The following is an 18,588-nucleotide window of genomic DNA, read 5'->3' on the forward strand; positions in this document are numbered from 1 at the left end:
TCAGAACAAAATCAGCGGATGCTGATCAGACGGGCATCATCCGTCACTACATAGAGCGCGCCATTATAGGCGGCGGGCGCAATATAGGCCGGTGATCCCAGATCGATGCTGGCGGTCTGTTGTCCGGTTTTCGGATCAAAAGCCACCATCTGGCCTTCGGAATTAACCAGAACCAGACGGTTCGAGGCCAGTACCGGGCCAGACCACGATGGGCGCACTGTACGCTTGCCCATGCCAAAGAACCAGCCACCTTCGGTACGGATACGACCATCGTTGAGGTCGCGGGTCCAGTAGATCTGGCCGGTTTCGCGGTTCACGACAGTCAGTTCGCCCGTTTTGGAGACGACATAGACCACGTCACCGACCGGCAGAGGCGCGTTCACGCCACCAATCGGCAGCTCCCAGCGCGGCGCGCCGGTGCGGATGTCCAGCGACTGCATCACACCGGACTGGCTGATGGCATAGACGAAGCCACGGCTGATAACCGGACGACCGGCAATATCACGCAGTTCCGACAGGGCGTTGGTGCGGCTGGTACGCGACAGCACCTCTTCCCAGACCGGCTGGCCATTGGCGGCGCGCAGAGCGACAACCTGACCCGACGAGAACGGTGCCACGACGGTATCACCGCTGACAGTCACGCTGGTGGCGCGCATGATGCGGGCCGGTTCCGTGATGCCGCGATAGGTCCAGTTCTGGTTGCCCGTCGCCATATCCAGCGCGATCAGCTGGTTATCAACGTCGATCACATAGACACGGCCACCCGAAACGGTCGGCGCATTATGGATCGGCAGATCGGTTTCGTGCGTCCAGACAACTTCGCCGGTCGCCGCATTCAGCGCCGTGACCGAACGATAGCCCGAGGCCACAAAGACCTTGTTGTCGGCAACGGCAACACCGCCACCAAAGCCGCCACCCGAAGAACCACCGCCCAGCGAGATACCGAAGCGTCGACGACCGGCATCACGTTCGCCGATGCCGACGGTCTTTTTCCAGATAACCGAGCCGCTGGCGGCATCAACCGCCGAAACGGCTGCTTCGCCATCCATCACAAAGATACGGCCATCGGCCGCCACCGGCGGAGCCATGACCTGGCTCATACGATCCGACGATGCGCCAATATCGCGACGCCATGCGACCGTGAATTCCGGTGCCGCAATAACGTGTCCGGTTTCGGACTCGGCATTCATACCCGGCTGGGTCCATGCGGTGACCGCTTGCGGACCCGGCACGAAGAAGTCGCGTCCCGACAGCGCAGGCGACGGGGCCAGTTGCTGTTCAAACTCCAGGATCGAGACGCGCTCGCCCTGTGTCGCAACCGCCTTGGGGCCGTCTTCCTTGTCAAGGAAAGGAAGGGCACGCTTGACCGTGCCGCAAGAAGCCACGGTTGCGGCCAGACCGCACATCAAGACGATTTTAAGCGAACGATTCATGCTCGGGCTTCTCGTGAGGATTACTGGGCTTGGGCAGGTTGGGCTTGGGCAGTAGGTGCAGACTCGGCCGGAGCCGGAGCAGCAGCCGGTGCCGCCATTTGCGGCTGGGCCGGCAGCTTGGCCGCTTCGTCAACGATCTTGCGGACCGCGCCATGCGTACCGGAATCGATCAGTTGAACCGCAACCACGGCACGCTGGCGCACCGTTTGCGGTACATCCTGCCCCAGTTGCAGCTGGACGAAGGTTTCACGCGCTTCTGTCGGTTTGTTGTGCAGCAGTTGCACAGTCGCCAGAGCTTCCTGAGCCAGCGCACGATAAGGGCGTTTTTCCCCCGTCAGCGGCTCCAGACGCTTGGTCATGTCTTCCAGCGAACCCTTGTCCACCAGCAGATAGGCCGCCTTAAGGGCAGCACCATCGGCGATGATCGGGTCGCGACCGGCCTTGGCGGCTTCGTCAAACAGGCGCACGGCCTCTTCGTTCTTGCCTTGCTCGACGGCAATACCGGCCTGTTGCATCAGGGCCAGCGCCTTATAGCCGCGCGACGCGGTATCGGCGGCCTCGCCAAAGGCGGTATTGGCCTGATCCATATTACCGGCAGTAAAGGCTTCGATACCGCGCTGGTACGCCACCGAAGCCTTGTCGGCCTCGTTGGTTTGCCATGTCTGGTATCCCCACCAGCCCAAGGCACTGATCAGCGCAATCGCACCGACACCGGCGCCAATCGGCAGCCAGGTACGCGCAAGACGCTTATAACGTTCGGAGCGAAGCTCCTCTTCGACCTGTTCGAAGACATCAACCAAGACAGTCGCCCCAAAAGCCGTTGAAAACACGGGTGGCAAATTCGTCGCGACCCTAAAGTGTCCCGACGCCGCCCGCAACGCAGCCTGTGCGATAGACGGGTTCTTTTTCGCGATTAACGGCGGATCAAGGCTGTAAAACGGCGATCTTACAGAGAATTGGCGAGCCGGATCGCACTGGCCACCAGTACCAGCGTCAGGATCACCCCCGACAGCATCAGAATCTGTGCGCCCGAGAACGAACCCAGCGAAAAGCCCGTCAAACCCAGTTGCTGGGCGGCATCACGCACCGGCTCGAACATCGAACTGGCCTCGCCCTTCTGAAGAATCGTCGCCAGCGAACCCTCGTCCAGACTGCCCTGCAGGACATTTTTCATCTGCACGCTTACGAATTGTCGCAAAAACACAAACGCCGCCGCGACAGCCAGCACCAACATCAGCGCCCGTCGCCATTTCCAGCGGTTTTCCAGCCTGACAGCCACCTCGGCATCAAAAAGCGCCGAATCGGCAAACTCGGGCGTTACGCGATAGGCCCGCTCGATGGCGGGGTCGAATTCATCAGCCGACACGGTCCAACCTCGTTTCAGCAGTTTGCACGGGCAGAAGATGTCCCCTCAGCTTCTGTAGCCCGCGTTTGACATGTGATTTCACCGTCCCCAGCGGCAGGTTCAACGACTTGCCGATCTCTTCATGCGTCAGACCTGCACCATGGCACAAGGACACACACAGACGCTCGGAATCGCTAAGCGCGTTCAGGGCCTTGTCCAGATCGAACCGTCCAATCGGGTCCATCTCCAGACTTTGCCAGTCCTCGTCGCCCAGCAGTTCCAGATCGGCATAGCGGGCATCATGACGGATCTGGCGCAGATAAAGCCGCGCCGCGATCCGTCCGACCCAGGAGCCGAAGCTCCCCTGCCCGCGAAAATCCATACATTTCTCATAGGCCCGCATGAAGGCGTCCTGCGCCAGATCATCGGCCAGCGCATATTGGGCACCCATGCGGCGCAGCAAGGCCCGAACGAACGGCGAATGCCGTCGCACCAGCTCGCCATACTCACGACGACCGCCAGCTGCCGACAAGGCAGCCAGCTCGACGTCATGCATGGCCGAAAGGGGCTGTGTTCGGATCATTGTCCGGGCAATCTCAATCCGGAATCTTGTTAAAGAACGACAATACCAGATATGCGATGCCAAATACGAACGGGATGCTGGCTATGCCCATCGTGCCCATGCCGATCCAGCGCGTATCGCCGAACTCGACATCACCAAAGAAGCCCAGCAACGCGATGCCGATACCGGCCGCAATCCACAACACACCACGGCGGATATCGCGCGTCCGCGACGGCAGACCCTTTTTCACATCGCGGGTCATGACCTCGATCAGTTCGGCAGGCAGGCTCTGGCCCTCGGCAATCGCGGCACGCACCGTTTTCTGCATCTCGCGGTTGCTGCGATGCTTCAGATAAGGCGGGATGGTGCAGATGGCAGTCAGACTGCCAAAAACGCCAATCACAGCAAACAGACCGGTCAACTCTTCCATGAAAAATCTCCTTCCGACTGGCCCGCGAAAACGGAGCCTTCGGATGTATGAGGCATCCACCTAGCCCTACGGATGCAGGCACGCGCATGAAATCTTTGTAAGACTTGGCGGAAGCTTGGCAGGCAGCCTGTGCGTTGACCTTGGTATCACCCACCGGAGGATGCCGCATGGCACTCATTACCTATCGCATTCAGGAACACGACGGCGGCTGGGCCTATCGACTGGGCGACACCTGGTCGGAAACCTATCCGAACCATGACAGCGCCGCCGCCGCCGCACGCCACGTCGCCCGCGAGCAGAAAGTGCCCGATGAAAATGCCTGTATCGAATACCAGAACGCCGACGGCGAATGGGTCACCGAACGGGCGGACGGCCATGACCGCCCGCGCACCGATGTGAAGGCCTAGATCAGCCCTGCTTGTTTAGCCTTTGAGGGCCGCCTGATAGATTTCCGGCTTGAAGCCCAGAACCGTCTTGCCATTGCCCATATCCAGCACCGGACGCTTGATCATCGACGGCTGCTCCATCATCAGGGCAATGGCCTTGGTGGCATCAATATCGGCCTTGGCCTCGTCCGGCAGCTTGCGGAAGGTGGTGCCCGCCTTGTTCAGCACCTTCTCCCAGCCATGCTCGGCCACCCACTTCTCCAGCTCGGCCTTGTCCGCACCCTTCACCTTATAGTCGTGAAAGTCATAGGCCACGCCGTTCTCGTCCAGCCAGACACGGGCCTTCTTCATCGTGTCACAGGCTTTGATGCCGAAAAGGGTGATGGCCATGATGCGCTCCTGAACTGTTGCCCTAAACGGGTGCTCTGGCGGCTGTCGCATCGAACGGCAGATAGGTCAAATGAAGTGGCCGCGTCAGAAGTCTAATGTCTGGGTGCGGCTTTCTCACTCAGTTCCGCTTACGACCGAGGCTGTGTAAAAACGGCTTCCGTTCGAGCGAATTAGGTTAGCCTCCTGAGGTCTTCAGGAGGTGGGTATGAACCGCTTCGTTCAGGGTGTAGATCGCCGGCAGCAAACTTTGCTTCCCGAGTGTCTCGATGACTATGTGGCCGAGGATAACCCCGTCCGGGTCGTCGATGTCTTTGTCGATGAACTGGATCTGAGGGGTCTGGGCTTCGAGGGTATGACGCCTGCGGCGACGGGCCGACCGGCCTATCACCCGGCCATGCTGCTGAAGCTCTATGTCTACGGCTACTTGAACAAGGTGCAATCCAGTCGACGTCTGGAGCGTGAGGCGCAGCGCAACGTCGAGCTGATGTGGCTGACGGGGCGATTGGCACCGGATCACAAAACCATCGCCGACTTTCGCCGTGAGAACGGTCCGGCGATCCAAGCGGCCTGTGCCCAGTTCATCGTGCTGTGTAGGCAACTGGGCTTGTTCGGATCGGCGCTGGTCGCCATCGACGGCTCGAAGTTCAAGGCGGTCAACACCCGCGACAAGAACTTCACCGCCTACAAGGTGAAGCGGCGGATTGAACAGGTTGCTGAGCACATCGCGGGCTATCTACAGGATCTGGACACAGCGGATCGCCATGAGGGCGAGGCCGCCGAGACGCGGTCCGGAAGACTGGCAGAAAAGGTCGAGCGGCTGCGCGACCAGATGGCGATGCTGAAGGCCATGGAGGCTGAGGTCGAAGCATCGCCAGATGGCCAGGTGTCTCTGACCGATCCAGACGCCCGCGCCATGGCGACATCGGGTCGTGGCAGCGGCATCGTCGGTTACAACGTCCAGTCGGCCGTCGAAGGCGAGCACCATCTGATCGTCGCCCACGAGGTGGTGATGACTGGCTCCGATAGGCAGCAACTGGCGAACATGGCCGGTCAAGCCAAGGACGCCATGGGCATAGAGACGCTCGATGTGCTGGCCGACCGGGGCTACTTCTCCGGTGAAGAAATTTTGGCCTGCGAGGCCTTGGGCGTGATGCCTTTCGTGCCAAAGACGCTGACCTCAGGTGCAAAAGCTAATGGACGCTTCGGAAAGCAGGACTTCGTCTATCTGCCCGATCAGGACGCCTACCGTTGTCCGTCCGGGGCGCTACTGCCGCATCACATGACGACCATCGAGAAGGGCATGACTCTGCATCGGTACTGGGATCGGGCCAGTTGCACCGGCTGCTCCCTGAAGGCCCAATGCACGCCCAGCGTCGGGCGTAGGGTCACGCGCTGGGAACATGAGGCGGTGATCGATGCGCTACAGGCCCGAATGGACCTGAGACCTCGCGCCATGCGCGAACGGCGAAGTCTAGTCGAACACCCGTTTGGGACAATCAAGGCCTGGATGGGGCACTCCCACTTCCTGATGAAGCGACTGCCGAATGTGAAGACCGAGATCAGCCTCCACATCCTAGCCTACAACATGAAGCGGGTGATGGCCGTGCTGGGAACAAAGCCGCTGATGGAAGCGATCAGGGCATGAGATAATGACGATCTGCGCCTCGATGCCCGATGCGGAAAAACCTGTTCGGTGCGTTTTTACACAGCCTCGACCCGTTGCGAACTTGAACGAAGCCATCATCAATCAGGAAAGGCGGTACCGTCGGCCAGAGCTTTCCTCAACTGTGCACGCCGGAACTTGCCAAACTGCGGATCACGTCGCTGAAGCGTTTCCTCCAAGAAAAGGAAGACGACTGGAGAAACATCCAGATCCTGTTCGTCTAGACGCCCAATCCAACCTAGAGCTTCATCCCAGGCAGCCAGCCAATCCACTTGACAACTTTCTTCGGCCTTAAGCTGGCGCTCCACGAAGTCCATCAGGTCACTAATCAAGTTGTGCATCGGAGTCCCGCTAGCTGCTAGGAGACATCCTTACCACGCAATGCCCGCTTCCAACCCATAACAGATATTCTGAGGTTCTGTTTTTGGCTACACACTGATCAGCAAGCTCACTCAAAACCCTCGCAACTCGCTCACAGATAGGCATGGGTGGAGTTGCCCGCTTCATCCTTGGCTGGCAGGGTGCGGATAGAAACAACAGTCCTTCAAGCTATCGAGCCTCCCATGAGATCGCCAAGCCATGAACCGGTTATCTTGCGCTTCATTCTGGGCATACTGGCGTTCTGGCTGATTTCTCTCGTATTCGCAGTGCTGGCCTTCATCTCGTTTGCGCTGCTCATTGGCCACACTTATGGGGACCTTAGCCCCCGCGCGGACATGATGTTCTGGGGCCTCTCGCTCCTGTTGTTACTGGGTTATTCGGCCAGTCTGTTCTTCGGGATGCGATTGGCCATCAAGAAGCGGACGCCCCGCTGAGAAACTCTACACCGGACATGGCGAACCATACGCCGCGCCCCCCGTTATTCCGACCTAACAGGAGCCAGACCATGAAGCTGCGTTCAGTCCTTAGTGTCCCTACATCCGCTCTGATACTGTTCATCGGCGCATGTGACCGGCAGCCGGAACCGGCGGCAAAGAACGAGCCAGCGGTTCAGGTTGAGGCAACCGACGGCATTCCGGATGACGTTATCGGCCAACCTGCTGCGCCCACTCCCTCCCAAGGAAAACAGTCTCAAGGCGAACAGACTCAAGGAGAACAGGGCGGCACCGACGACTGGCACAAGGTGGCGTCGGCAACCGACACAGCCCTGCTGGGCCGACTGGACGAGGCGTGGAACACCGCCCTGACCCGAGCCAAAAACGATGGTTACGGTCAGGAACTGAAGGCGCTGGGCGCGCTGGTTGCACCCGATGCCGGACAGAGCGGGCGGTTGCAGCCCGCACCCGGCAATTATCGCTGCCGTACTATCAAGCTGGGTGTGCGCGGTGATGTGGGCACAGGTTTTGACGCCTATCCCTATTTTGCCTGCCGTGTGGAACTGACGGTGGGTGGCGACCTGATCCTTGAAAAAACGACAGGCAGCCAGCGCATCAGAGGCCTGCTGTATCCCGATAGCGAGCGCCGTCTGGTCTATGTCGGCACGCAGAGCTGGGGTGATGAAAAAGGCTTCCCCGCCTATGGCCAGCAGCCCGAACGGGACCAGTCGGGCGTACTGGAGCGGATTGGCGACCAGCGCTGGCGTCTGGTCATCCCCTTCCCCAAACAGGAATCCCAACTCGACATTATCGAGATCGTGCGCTGAGGCCCGTCCACTGAGTTCTGTGCACTGAGGCCTGTGCGTCAGAATGTCTCAATGATTTTGCGAGCCATTCGCATTAAAGCCACAGACCTCACTGACCCGATCCGGAGTTTCCGTATGCGCCGTCTTACTGCCCTTGCTGCTGCCGCGGCTGCCCTGACACTTGCCGCCTGTGGCCAGTCGTCGGACAAAGCCGCCGATGGCGCGTCGTCCAAGGTTCTGAACCTGTACACCGCCCGTCACTATGATGCAGACCAGAAGCTGTACGATCTGTTCGAGGAAAAGACCGGTATCGAGGTCAAGCGCATCGAGGGTCGCCCCGACGAACTGATCGCCCGCATGAAGGCCGAGGGCGCCAACAGCCCTGCCGACGTGTTCGTGGCCGCCGACGCCGGTGCCCTGTGGCGCGCACAGGATGCAGGCCTGCTGCAAACCGTGAACTCCGAAGCTCTGAACGCCGCCATTCCGGAAAACCTGCGCGAGCCGTCGGGCCAGTATTACGGCTTCTCGCGCCGCGCCCGCATCGTGGCCTATGATCCGGCCAAGGTGCAGCCGAACGAAATCGCCGACTATGCGCAACTGGCCAGCCCGCGCTTCAAGGGCAAGATCTGCGCCCGCTCGGGTGACAACGTCTATAACCTGTCGCTGGTCGGTGCCCTGATCGAGGCATGGGGCGAAGACAAGGCCAAGGCATGGGTCGAAGGCGTCACCCAGAACTTTGCCCGTCCACCCGAAGGTGGTGACCGCGATCAGGTCCGCGCTGTTGCGGCGGGTGTCTGTGAAGTGGCCCTGACCAACAGCTATTATTTCATCCGCATGGCCAATGGCGAGGATGCCGCCGATCGCGAGATCGCGTCCAAGCTGCGCCTCGGCTTCCCGTCGCTGGACGGTAAAGGCCCGCACGTAAACATCTCGGGTGGCGGTGTCACGGCCCATGCTCCGAACAAGGAAAACGCGGTTAAATTCCTTGAATTCCTCGCCTCGCCCGAAGCGCAACAGATCGTCACCGAACTGAACTTCGAATATCCGGCAGCAAACGGCGCAGCTCCGGCCGCAGCGGTTGCGCCCTATGCCGACTTCACCGCCCATCCGATGAACGTCTCGCGCTATGGCATCAATCAGGCCAAGGCCCAGTCGATGATCAGCGCGGCGGGCTGGCGATAAGCCCCCTAGCCCCATCGCGTAACAAACAGGCCCGCCGCGCACGACGCGGCGGGCTTTCGCCTTTGCATGTTCTGGGCTGGGCGGCGGCGGTTGTCGCCCTGCTGCCTCTGCTTGGGGTGGTGTTTGCCGCCCTGCAACCGGGGCGGGCCGATATCGCCTTCAAAGATATCGCCCGATACGCGACAACATCAGGCGTGGTTGCGCTCGGGGTGGCCATTGTCACGGGCGTCGTCGGTACATTGGCCGCATGGCTGGTGGCGCTGCACCGCTTCCCGATGCGTGGAGTGTTTGCATGGGCGCTTGCCCTGCCGCTGGCGGTTCCGGCCTTTGCGCTGGCCTATTCCTATTCGCAGATTTTCGATGTTGGCGGATTGTTCCGCATGTGGCTACGGCCTGCGATGGGCTTTGATATTCCGCTCCAGATGCGCTCCATCCCCGGGGCCATTTTTGTCCTCAGCTGCGCCTTCTATCCCTATGTGTTTCTGGCCATGCGTGCCGCGTTTGTCAGCCAGTCAGTCCATCCGGTCGAGGCGGCCCGTATGCTGGGCTGTTCGGTTGGCGAAGCGTTTCGCCGTACCGCCCTGCCGCTGGCCCGCCCTGCGCTGGCTGCTGGCATAGCCTTGGCCGTCATGGAAACGCTGGCCGACTATGGCGCGGTCCAGTTCCTCAGCGTCCAGACCCTGACTACCGGCGTGGTGCGGGCATGGTCGGTCTATGGATCACCGGCCTCGGCAGCACGGTTTGCCTTGCCGCTGCTGGTCACGGCGGCAGCGCTGTTTGCTTTGGAACGCTGGGGCCGTCAGGGTCGCCGGTTCGAGACGACACGCGGACAACAGCGCACGCTTGAACCCGTCGCTCTGTCCGGCCTCAAGGCTTGGGGCGCGACGCTGTTTTGCCTGCTGATCCTGACGCTCGGCCTGTTGCTGCCGGTCGGATATCTGTTGTGGCGCTCGCTGGAGGTCACACCTGACTGGGCGCGTCTGTGGACGGCCACAGGCCGCACGCTTTCTATGGGCCTGATCGGCGCAGCAGCGACTGTCGCTCTGGCGACCCTGTTGGCACTGGGCGCGCGCCACATGCCCGTCGTCACCCGTATTGCCAGCCTCGGCTATGCGACCCCGGGGGCCGTCATGGCCATCGGCCTTTTGGGCCCTGCCACAGTTCTTTGGACCATCGCGCCCAGCACCATCAGTGGGGCGGGCGTCAGTGTGGCGCTGCTGGTCTATGCCTATGCAGCGCGCCTGATGGCCGCCGCCCTTGAGCCTATCGAAGCGGGCCTTTCCAAAGTCACCCCCGCCATGGGCTTTGCCGCCCGCAGTCTGGGCCATGGCGAGTTCTCCACCGCCGCCCGCATCCAGTTGCCTATCGCCAAGGGAGCGCTTTTGACGGCCGGTCTGATCGTGTTTGTCGATGTTCTGAAAGAGCTTCCGGCGACGCTGATCCTGCGCCCGTTCGACTTTGACACCTTGGCGGTTCTGGCCTCCAACTATGCACTGGACGAGCGGCTGGCACAGGCCGGATGGCCGTCCCTTCTAATTATCGGTCTGGCCCTGCCGGGGGTGATCTGGCTGACCCGTCAGGTGACCAAGACGGGCCGCGCCCGCACGACCAAAGAGTAAATCCGTTGAGCGAACACGCCACCCTCCTCCTGTCCAATGCCCGCCGCAGCTATAATGGCCGTGTGGCCGTCAGTGACGCCTCGCTGTCCTTGTCGGCGGGCCGGATCACAGCCCTGCTCGGTCCATCGGGCAGCGGTAAGTCCACCATCCTGCGCATGATAGCGGGCTTAGAGCCTCTGGATGACGGCACGCTGCATGCGGGCGATGCCCTGCTTGCAGACCAACACTCATCGGTCCCGCCAGAGCATCGCGATATCGGTCTGGTGTTTCAAGATTACGCCCTGTTTCCGCATCTGACGGTGGCCGACAATGTCGCCTTTGGCCTGAAGGGGTCGAAAAAAGACCGCCGCGCTCAGGCGCTCGAATGGCTGGCCCATGTCAAACTGGCCGACCGCGCCGATAGCTGGCCCCACATGCTGTCCGGCGGCGAGCAACAGCGTGTGGCGCTGGTCCGCGCCCTTGCCCGCAAGCCCCGCGCCATCCTGCTGGATGAACCGTTCAGCGGTCTGGATCGTCACCTGAAATCAGAGGTCCGCCGCAGTCTGATCGACACGCTGCGCGCCTCCGGCACCGCCGTCCTGATCGTTACGCACGATGCCGAAGAGGCCCTGATGATGGCCGATGATCTGGTGCTGATGGACAAGGGCGTCATCCTGCAATCAGGCAGTCCTCAGGACTGCTACCAGCACCCGTCATCCATCGCCGCCGCCCGCCTGCTGGGCGAGGCCGAGGTGCTGAAAGCCCTCATCAAGGACGGTATCGCCACCACCGTTTTCGGGTCCGTCCCCTGTGATCTGGCTGATGGTGAAGGCTGGCTGATGACCCGCCCCGAAAGCATCCATGCCTCGCCCGCCTGTGAGGGAGCAAAGGTCACGGCGATTGCCTTTGGCGGCACCTTTAGTGAGCTGACACTGGAAAAAGACGGCCAGTCCTTGCGCCTTCGCACGCCCTTCACCGCCCTTAAAATCGGCGATGTGGCCAGCGTCCGTTTCGATGAAGCCACTACATCCGTTTACGCTGACGTGAACGGCTAGAGGCGTTTAAGGCCTGTAATTCCGGCACCTATTTGCTAGCTCGGTATTTAGTCTGGATCATGCCGGACGGTATCGGGGGCTAAATCATGAAAATCAGTCGTTTCACCGTGCTGGCGATTTTTGTCGTTCTGACGCTGGGGCTTCTGGTCGGACTGATGCTGGAACACCGTCTGTGGCCGCTGACCTTGCTGTCTGTGGCGATTACGGCCCTGGGCTTCTACGACCTGATCCAGACCCGTCACTCGGTGCTGCGCAACTATCCGGTCATCGGGCATTTCCGATGGTTGATCGAGGCGATCCGTCCCGAGCTTCGCCAATACCTGTTCGAGGCCGATAACGAAGCGACCCCCTATTCGCGCAGCCAGCGCTCGCTGGTCTATGCCCGCGCCAAGGGCGAAAGCAGCGAGCGGGCCTTTGGCACCCTGCTGGATGTCTATAGCGAGCGATACGAGTTCATCGCCCCGTCCATGCGCCCTGCCCCCGTGGCCGACCTGTCCACCATGCGCGTCACCATCGGCGGGCCCCAGTGCAAACAGCCCTATTCGGCATCCCTGTTCAACATCTCGGCCATGAGCTTCGGCTCGCTCAGCGCCAATGCCATTCGCGCCCTCAACCAAGGGGCCAAGGCGGGCAATTTCTATCATGACACCGGCGAAGGCGGCATCAGCAGCTATCACCGCGAAGCGGGCGGCGACATCGTATGGGAAATCGGCAGCGGCTATTTCGGATGCCGCACTCTGGACGGCAAGTTCGATCCTGAACGCTTTGTCCAGAACGCCTCTTCGCCACAGGTGAAGATGATCGAAATCAAGATGAGCCAAGGGGCCAAACCCGGCCATGGCGGCATCCTGCCCGGTCCGAAAGTCACGCCCGAGATTGCCGAAATCCGTGGTGTGCCTGTGGGTCAGGACTGTGTGTCCCCTGCCTATCACACGGCCTTTAGCACCCCTGTCGAGATGATGCAGTTCATCCAGCAACTGCGCGAACTGTCAGGCGGCAAACCGGTCGGCTTCAAACTGTGCATAGGCCACCCGTGGGAGTTCATGGGCATCGTCAAGGCCATGCTGGAAACCGGCATCCTGCCTGACTTCATCGTCGTGGACGGTGCCGAGGGTGGCACAGGCGCGGCCCCGCTGGAGTTTGCCAACCACATCGGCACGCCCCTGCGCGAGGGTCTTTTGCTGGTCCACAATACGCTTGTCGGTGCGGGCCTGCGCGAACACATCAAGGTCGGTGTGGCCGGCAAGGTCATCAGTGCCTTCGATATTGCCAGTCTTCTGGCCATGGGGGCCGACTGGACCAATGCGGCGCGCGGCTACATGTTCGCACTGGGCTGCATCCAGTCTCTGGTGTGCAATACCAACAAATGCCCGACCGGCATCGCGACACAGGACCACTCACGCCAGCGCGCTCTTGTGGTGCCGGACAAGGCCACGCGCGTCGCCACCTATCATAACAGCACCCTACATGCCTTGGCCGAGATGCTGGCCGCCGCCGGTATTGCCCGCCCGCAGGATCTTGGCCCGCAACATCTGGTCCGCCGCATCAGCCAGTCCGAAATCCGTCTCTATTCCCAGATCCACACCTATCTGAAACCGGGCGAACTGCTGGAACAGGGCGAGCAACACCCCTTCTACGGCCTGTCATGGAAACTGGCCGACGCGCACAGCTTCACGGCGGAAAAGGGCTATACGGCGTTCAACGAACTGGAACTGCGCTAGGACCAGCTAAACGCCTGATCCAGCGGCACGCCGAATACGTCGGCGATCTTGAAGGCGGTTTCCAGAGAGGGCGAGTATTTGCCCTGCTCGATGGCGGCGATGGTCTGGCGGGTCAGGCCGACACGTTCGCCAAGATCGGCCTGCGTCATCTCGTCTGCATGAAAGCGCAGGGTGCGGATATTGTTGTGAATTGTCTTAGCCATGACTGCCCCGACGATAGCCGTGGATCACCAAAGCGTCGTGCACAATCTGGCAAATCACGATCACAGCCAATGACAGATTGACGATCTTGTAGGGCGGCAGGGTGAAAGGCCCCGCCACACCCACGAGGATCATGCCAGTGAGCATGATGTAATAGGCCACAGTCGTTGCCTTGCGGTCGATAGCGTGATCGCGCTCGTCGGCCATGTTGCGGGCATCGCGGCGGGCCGCAATGGCGATGGCCGCACTACCAATGCCCGAGATCAGACCATGCACCGCCGCCACTGGCCCGAAGGTCCAGACGATATCCAGCATATTGTTGCGGCCGAACTCCACGGCCGGTGCCGCTATGCCGAAATAGATCGCATAGGTCACAGTAAAACTGATCAGCGTGAACCACGCCATTTTTTCATGAAAAGCCATGTGCGCTTCCTCCCTGTTGGCACAACAAGAATACCCAAACGAACATAGAGTCAAATTTATTTAACATTATGGCAAAAATTATTGCCCCTGCTTGCAGCAAGCCGCCGCGTCACAGCTTCGTGGATCGCGTGCTGCCAACCAGTTTCCAGCCCGCAATGATGGCCAGCAAACACACGGTCCACAGACTTGCGAACAGCCACAGGCGATAATCGCCCATTTCCCAAAAACCGACGCTGCACAAGCCACGCTTGCAGGCTTCCACGAATGGAATGACCGACAAGGCGGCCACGACAATGCCTGCGCCCATCAGGCCCAGGCCCAGCCCCTTGAGAGATGTTCCCTCCCCGTTCAGAGACGGCATGGCGGGTTTGAACGTCGGCGCCATGCGCTCGGCATAGACCACGCCGGAACGGGTCATGGCTGCGGTTTGGGCAGGTTGCGAAATCACGGGCGGCGCAGCGAAAGGCGGCACTGTCGTGGACGGAACAGTCGTGGACCTGTTCACACTGCGGACCGGCAAACCCTGCCCCGCCGCCTTGCGGTGATAGTCCGACAGATGCGTCTCCACCTTGTCCAGAGACACGCCCCACAGATCATCCGCTTTAAGGCACCAGTCCGTGCCCAGTTTCATGGTGCTGATCGTGCGCTGGTCGTCCGCCAGATAAAGGCAGGCCAGATGCTTGTTCTTGTTATTGCCCTTGATCTCGAAGCTTCGGACATCGCTCCAGCGGACTTTCTCGCTCTCGGCTCCGAACGAGGGGTGGAGCACAAAGCCTTCGCGATCCAGAACCAACTGTCTGGGTTTGTACAAATCCCCCGCCCGCGCGATTCCGTAAGCGGCAAGGCCCAGAATAATCAGCAATCCAAAGCTGCCCATCCCGTTGTCGCCCAGCATATTGCCGAACAACAGGACCGCCGCCCCGACGGGCACCAGCGCACCGAGCAGCGCCCTGCCTCTGGAGCCGTAAAGCGTTTCGGTTTGCATAGTGTCTTCCCCCAAAACCGGCCCTCTAGACCGGTAATGCCGTCGTATATTTCACCTGACTGAGCGCAAAGTGCGAGGCGGCTGTGGCGACGTTGGCATGGTTGAGCAGGTCGCGCATCAGGAAACGCTCATAGCCCGCCACATCCTCGGCCACGATCCGCAGCAGATAGTCCCATTCACCGGACATCGAGTGGGCCTCCATAACCTCGGGCTTGGCTTGCAGGAAATGCTCGAAGGCCAGACGGTCGTTCGGCGCGTGCGACTTCATCCGCACCTGACACATGATATTGACGCCGCGCCCCACCAGATCGGCATCCACCAGCCGAACCGAGGCGCGCAAAATCCCCGCCTCTTCCATGGCCTTGATCCGCCGCCAGCACGACGCCGGAGACGAGCCCGCCGCCTCGGCCAGCGCCGCATGGCTCATGGACGCATCGACTTGCAGCAGTCGCAGGATTCGACGATCCACATCATCAAGAGAGGCTTGTTTCATTATGCCATCATTTTTGAAATACAATCATCACACGATACCCTTTTGAGGTCGTTTTTGAAAGGCAATCGCGCATTCTGTGATGGCAAAATATAGGCATCCAAATTTAGGCACAGACTTCCGATAAAGGGAGCGGCAGTTTGGATCTATGGGAGAATACGCCATGGCCAGCCATGTGCTTCAGACACCACCCGAAGGCGCATCAAGCGACTGGACAATCCCGCAGAACTGGTCTGCCTATACGCCCGAGGAACATGCCCTGTGGGATGTTCTGTACGAGCGCCAGACCAAGATGCTGCCCTCGCGGGTCACGCCGGCCTTCATGGAAGGCCTCGAGCGCCTGAAACTATCCGACAGCGGCATTCCGAATTTCGAAGAGCTATCCGAGCGCCTTCATAAGCTGACCGGCTGGCAGGTTGTGGCCGTTCCGGGTCTGGTGCCTGACGAGGTGTTTTTCGAGCATCTGGCCAATCGCCGCTTTGTCGCCGGCAACTTCCTGCGTACGCCGGAACAAATCGACTATCTGCAAGAGCCGGACGTCTTCCATGACGTGTTCGGCCATGTGCCGCTGCTGGCGAACCCTGTGTTTGCCGACTACATGCAGGCCTATGGCATGGGTGGCATGAAGGCCATCAAGCACAACGCCATCCATAACCTGTCGCGCCTTTACTGGTACACGGTCGAGTTCGGCCTGATCCGCGATGGCGACGATATGAAGCTGTATGGCGCGGGTATTGTCTCGTCGCGCACCGAGTCCATCTTTGCGCTGGATGACAAGTCGCCCAACCGCATCGGTTTCGACATGAAGCGCGTCATGCAGACCCGCTATCGCATTGACGACTTCCAGCAGACCTATTTCGTCATCGACAGCTTCGAAGACCTGTTGAAGCAAACCATCGATACCGACTTTGCGCCGATCTATGCCCAGATCGCCAACGAATCCGAATACGAGCCCGCCGATATCCTGCCCACCGACCGCGTTTACAACCAAGGCAACCAAGCCTGGGCCAACCGCGTCACGGACAACTGATTTCACTCGATTTTAGCCGCCCCCAAGATCGGGCAGCACAGCAAGGAAAGACCAACCCCATGGCCATTACCGCTGAAAACCCCATCGGCCTCGACGGTTTCGAGTTCGTCGAATTCACCAGCCCTGATCCGGCCGCCATGAAGGCGCTGATCGAACAGCTGGGCTTTGTGCCGACGCACACCCACCCGACCAAGAAGATCACCCGCTACAAGCAAGGCCAGACCAACCTGCTGGTCAATGACGAGCCGACCGGTCAGGCCGCCGATTTCCGTGCCGCCCACGGCCCGTCGGCCTCGGGCATGGCCTTCCGCGTTGCCGACGCCCAACAGGCGTTTGATCTGGCCATCTCGCGCGGTGCAAAGGCGGTTGACGCCTCGGTCGGCGCTCTGGATGACGATGCCAAGGTGCTGCAAGGCATTGGCGGTTCGTACCTGTATCTGATCGATCAGTATGGCGACAAAGGCAGCATCTATGATGGCTGGACCGAGATCCTAGGCTGGCAACAGGCCGAGGCCGAAAACGCCGTCGGCCTCGAGATTCTCGACCACCTGACCCACAACGTGAAGCGTGGCCAGATGCGTACCTGGTCGACCTTCTACAACCAGATCTTCGGCTTTGAAGAGCAGAAGTATTTCGACATCAAGGGCAAGGCCACCGGCCTGTTCTCGCAAGCGATGATCGCGCCGGACAAGGCCATCCGTATCCCGCTGAACGAGAGCCAGGACGAGAACTCGCAAATCGAAGAGTTCATCCGTCAGTACAATGGCGAAGGTATCCAGCACCTCGCCATGACCACGCAGGACATCTACAGCACCGTAGAAAAACTGCGCGCCCGTGGCGTCAAATTGCAAGACACGATCGAGACCTATTACGAACTGGTGGACAAGCGCGTCCCCGGCCACGGTGAAGACCTCGAGCGCCTGAAGAAGAACCGCATTCTGCTGGACGGCAATGTCGGCGAAGAAGGTCTGCTGCTGCAAATCTTCACCGAAAACCTGTTCGGCCCGATCTTCTTCGAGATCATCCAGCGCAAGGGCAATGAAGGCTTCGGCAACGGCAATTTCCAGGCCCTGTTCGAGTCCATCGAACTGGACCAGATCCGTCGCGGCGTCATCAAGGTCGATGCCTAAAGACTGTCGGGCGGAGCTGTAACGCTCCGCCCGTTTCTATTTGCAGCTTGATAATCCGGGCTGCCGATCCTCTGTCGGGATCACATCTTTCTCCCCGCCTGAAGCCCCGCCATCATCCGTGATGGCGGGGTTCTTTTATTTTTGGCGAGGGGATTACCTGCTGGCTGCGTATAAGCCTGTAGGGACAGCTCCATTCGGGCAAGCGAACCATGACCCCAGTCACGACACACGACATTGACAGCGCCCTTGCGGCGCACATTGCGACCGGCTCCACCGACATTCTGGACGGACTGGAAACGCAGGTCTGGCAACGCATCGAGGCCCGTATCGAGCGTGCCCGCACCGTGCGTATGCAAGGCGCGGCTCTGGCCGTTGCGCTGGTGGTCGGTATCGTCAATGGCGGCATTGCCGTGCGCCACTTCCAGCCCTCCGATAATGAAATGCAGGCCTTCAGCCTGTCTTCCAGCCTGATGCCACTGAACCAGACGGAGCAAGGATGATGAGCAAAGGTTTGAAATCCTTCATCCTTATGGCCCTCGTGGCCGTGGTCGCAGGGGCCGCCGGTGCATGGGGTTGCGCCAGCCTGATGCTGCGCCAACAGGATAATCCCGGCCTGCATGCCATTGTGCATCAGGAGCTAAAACTGGACGCGGCACAGACGGCCAGCATCCGCGATATCGAAGCCCGCTTTGCCGACCAACGCCGGACACTGGAGGCCGAGGTCCGCAATGCCAACCGCGAACTGGCATCGGCCATTTCCGCCAGTCAGGGCAACAGCCCTGCGGTTCAGTCGGCGGTCGATCATTTCCACGTCGCCATGGGCAATCTGCAAAAAGCCACCATCGCCCACGTCTTTGAAATGCGTGCGGTCATGACGCCGGAACAGGCCGAAACCTTTGACGCCCGCGTGGTGGATACCCTGCTTCAAGAGGTTGGCCGGTAA

Annotated in this window: 23 protein-coding genes; 12 read left to right on the plus strand and 11 right to left on the minus strand. The window is 60.4% G+C overall.

Going from position 1 to position 18,588, the window contains the following annotated elements; all coding sequences use genetic code 11:
- Nucleotides 1-11 precede the first annotated feature (11 nt).
- The 5 genes from FHS64_RS09450 to FHS64_RS09470 form a co-directional block, all read right to left on the minus strand.
- Complete coding sequence (locus FHS64_RS09450; protein WP_167177952.1) at nucleotides 12-1,433, minus strand: PQQ-like beta-propeller repeat protein; 1,422 nt, start codon at nucleotides 1,431-1,433, stop codon at nucleotides 12-14.
- 20 nt (nucleotides 1,434-1,453) lie between these two features.
- Nucleotides 1,454-2,233, minus strand: coding sequence for a tetratricopeptide repeat protein (locus FHS64_RS09455; protein ID WP_167177953.1), 780 nt, complete (start codon nucleotides 2,231-2,233; stop codon nucleotides 1,454-1,456).
- Between the two features lie 146 nt (nucleotides 2,234-2,379).
- Nucleotides 2,380-2,799, minus strand: coding sequence for a hypothetical protein (locus FHS64_RS09460; RefSeq protein WP_167177954.1), 420 nt, complete (start codon nucleotides 2,797-2,799; stop codon nucleotides 2,380-2,382).
- On the minus strand, nucleotides 2,789-3,361 hold the full coding sequence (locus tag FHS64_RS09465) for an RNA polymerase sigma factor (protein ID WP_167177955.1): 573 nt from the start codon (nucleotides 3,359-3,361) through the stop codon (nucleotides 2,789-2,791). The genes FHS64_RS09460 and FHS64_RS09465 overlap by 11 nt, the downstream gene beginning before the upstream one ends.
- A 13-nt stretch (nucleotides 3,362-3,374) precedes the next feature.
- Nucleotides 3,375-3,770 (minus strand): DUF6249 domain-containing protein, encoded by a 396-nt coding sequence (locus FHS64_RS09470; RefSeq protein ID WP_167177956.1) that lies wholly within the window; start codon nucleotides 3,768-3,770, stop codon nucleotides 3,375-3,377.
- A gap of 167 nt (nucleotides 3,771-3,937) precedes the next feature.
- Between FHS64_RS09470 and FHS64_RS09475 the strand changes: the two genes are divergently transcribed.
- Nucleotides 3,938-4,177, plus strand: a complete 240-nt coding sequence (locus FHS64_RS09475) for a hypothetical protein (RefSeq protein ID WP_167177957.1) — start codon at nucleotides 3,938-3,940, stop codon at nucleotides 4,175-4,177.
- Nucleotides 4,178-4,192: 15 nt separating this feature from the next.
- Here FHS64_RS09475 and FHS64_RS09480 read toward each other — a convergent pair whose 3' ends face one another.
- Entirely contained in the window at nucleotides 4,193-4,546 is a 354-nt protein-coding gene (locus tag FHS64_RS09480; RefSeq protein WP_167177958.1) for an ArsC family reductase, read from the minus strand.
- A gap of 205 nt (nucleotides 4,547-4,751) precedes the next feature.
- Here FHS64_RS09480 and FHS64_RS09485 point away from each other — a divergent pair, with 205 nt between their 5' ends.
- A complete protein-coding gene (locus FHS64_RS09485; protein WP_208380834.1) occupies nucleotides 4,752-6,191 on the plus strand; it encodes an IS1182 family transposase in 1,440 nt (479 codons plus the stop codon).
- A gap of 98 nt (nucleotides 6,192-6,289) precedes the next feature.
- Here the strand turns inward: FHS64_RS09485 and FHS64_RS09490 are convergent, their stop codons facing one another.
- The gene (locus FHS64_RS09490; protein WP_167177960.1) at nucleotides 6,290-6,550 is read right to left on the minus strand and encodes a hypothetical protein; all 261 of its coding nucleotides are present in this window, start codon (nucleotides 6,548-6,550) and stop codon (nucleotides 6,290-6,292) included.
- 252 nt (nucleotides 6,551-6,802) lie between these two features.
- Here FHS64_RS09490 and FHS64_RS09495 point away from each other — a divergent pair, with 252 nt between their 5' ends.
- The 6 genes from FHS64_RS09495 (at nucleotide 6,803) to FHS64_RS09520 (ending at nucleotide 13,386) form a co-directional block, all read left to right on the plus strand.
- Entirely contained in the window at nucleotides 6,803-7,024 is a 222-nt protein-coding gene (locus FHS64_RS09495) for a hypothetical protein (RefSeq protein ID WP_167177961.1), read from the plus strand.
- 71 nt (nucleotides 7,025-7,095) lie between these two features.
- The gene (locus tag FHS64_RS09500; protein WP_167177962.1) at nucleotides 7,096-7,851 is read left to right on the plus strand and encodes a DUF4893 domain-containing protein; all 756 of its coding nucleotides are present in this window, start codon (nucleotides 7,096-7,098) and stop codon (nucleotides 7,849-7,851) included.
- Between the two features lie 114 nt (nucleotides 7,852-7,965).
- On the plus strand, nucleotides 7,966-9,012 hold the full coding sequence (locus FHS64_RS09505; protein ID WP_243862910.1) for an extracellular solute-binding protein: 1,047 nt from the start codon (nucleotides 7,966-7,968) through the stop codon (nucleotides 9,010-9,012).
- Between the two features lie 62 nt (nucleotides 9,013-9,074).
- The gene (locus FHS64_RS09510) at nucleotides 9,075-10,631 is read left to right on the plus strand and encodes an ABC transporter permease (RefSeq protein ID WP_167177964.1); all 1,557 of its coding nucleotides are present in this window, start codon (nucleotides 9,075-9,077) and stop codon (nucleotides 10,629-10,631) included.
- Nucleotides 10,632-10,636: 5 nt separating this feature from the next.
- Complete coding sequence (locus tag FHS64_RS09515; RefSeq protein ID WP_167177965.1) at nucleotides 10,637-11,665, plus strand: ABC transporter ATP-binding protein; 1,029 nt, start codon at nucleotides 10,637-10,639, stop codon at nucleotides 11,663-11,665.
- Nucleotides 11,666-11,751: 86 nt separating this feature from the next.
- Complete coding sequence (locus FHS64_RS09520) at nucleotides 11,752-13,386, plus strand: FMN-binding glutamate synthase family protein (RefSeq protein ID WP_167177966.1); 1,635 nt, start codon at nucleotides 11,752-11,754, stop codon at nucleotides 13,384-13,386.
- On the opposite strand, the gene FHS64_RS09525 is transcribed toward FHS64_RS09520, so the two are convergent.
- The 4 genes from FHS64_RS09525 to FHS64_RS09540 form a co-directional block, all read right to left on the minus strand.
- On the minus strand, nucleotides 13,383-13,589 hold the full coding sequence (locus tag FHS64_RS09525; protein ID WP_167177967.1) for a helix-turn-helix transcriptional regulator: 207 nt from the start codon (nucleotides 13,587-13,589) through the stop codon (nucleotides 13,383-13,385). The genes FHS64_RS09520 and FHS64_RS09525 overlap by 4 nt on opposite strands.
- On the minus strand, nucleotides 13,582-14,010 hold the full coding sequence (locus tag FHS64_RS09530; protein ID WP_167177968.1) for a DUF2178 domain-containing protein: 429 nt from the start codon (nucleotides 14,008-14,010) through the stop codon (nucleotides 13,582-13,584). Before FHS64_RS09530 ends, FHS64_RS09525 begins: the two co-directional genes overlap by 8 nt.
- 109 nt (nucleotides 14,011-14,119) lie before the next feature.
- Nucleotides 14,120-14,995, minus strand: a complete 876-nt coding sequence (locus FHS64_RS09535) for a hypothetical protein (protein WP_167177969.1) — start codon at nucleotides 14,993-14,995, stop codon at nucleotides 14,120-14,122.
- Between the two features lie 25 nt (nucleotides 14,996-15,020).
- Nucleotides 15,021-15,488: an Lrp/AsnC family transcriptional regulator gene (locus FHS64_RS09540; protein ID WP_167177970.1), complete on the minus strand. Its 468-nt coding sequence runs from the start codon at nucleotides 15,486-15,488 to the stop codon at nucleotides 15,021-15,023.
- Between the two features lie 160 nt (nucleotides 15,489-15,648).
- Between FHS64_RS09540 and phhA the strand changes: the two genes are divergently transcribed.
- The 4 genes from phhA (at nucleotide 15,649) to FHS64_RS09560 (ending at nucleotide 18,588) form a co-directional block, all read left to right on the plus strand.
- Entirely contained in the window at nucleotides 15,649-16,515 is an 867-nt protein-coding gene (gene phhA, locus FHS64_RS09545) for a phenylalanine 4-monooxygenase (RefSeq protein ID WP_167178116.1), read from the plus strand.
- A 59-nt stretch (nucleotides 16,516-16,574) separates the two neighbouring features.
- Nucleotides 16,575-17,645, plus strand: a complete 1,071-nt coding sequence (gene hppD, locus FHS64_RS09550; RefSeq protein ID WP_167177971.1) for a 4-hydroxyphenylpyruvate dioxygenase — start codon at nucleotides 16,575-16,577, stop codon at nucleotides 17,643-17,645.
- Between the two features lie 209 nt (nucleotides 17,646-17,854).
- Nucleotides 17,855-18,145, plus strand: coding sequence for a hypothetical protein (locus FHS64_RS09555; protein WP_167177972.1), 291 nt, complete (start codon nucleotides 17,855-17,857; stop codon nucleotides 18,143-18,145).
- Nucleotides 18,142-18,588, plus strand: a complete 447-nt coding sequence (locus FHS64_RS09560) for a Spy/CpxP family protein refolding chaperone (RefSeq protein WP_341771134.1) — start codon at nucleotides 18,142-18,144, stop codon at nucleotides 18,586-18,588. The genes FHS64_RS09555 and FHS64_RS09560 overlap by 4 nt, the downstream gene beginning before the upstream one ends.

It is taken from the genome of Brevundimonas terrae (assembly GCF_011761985.1).
In the GTDB taxonomy this organism is placed as follows: Bacteria; Pseudomonadota; Alphaproteobacteria; order Caulobacterales; family Caulobacteraceae; genus Brevundimonas; species Brevundimonas terrae.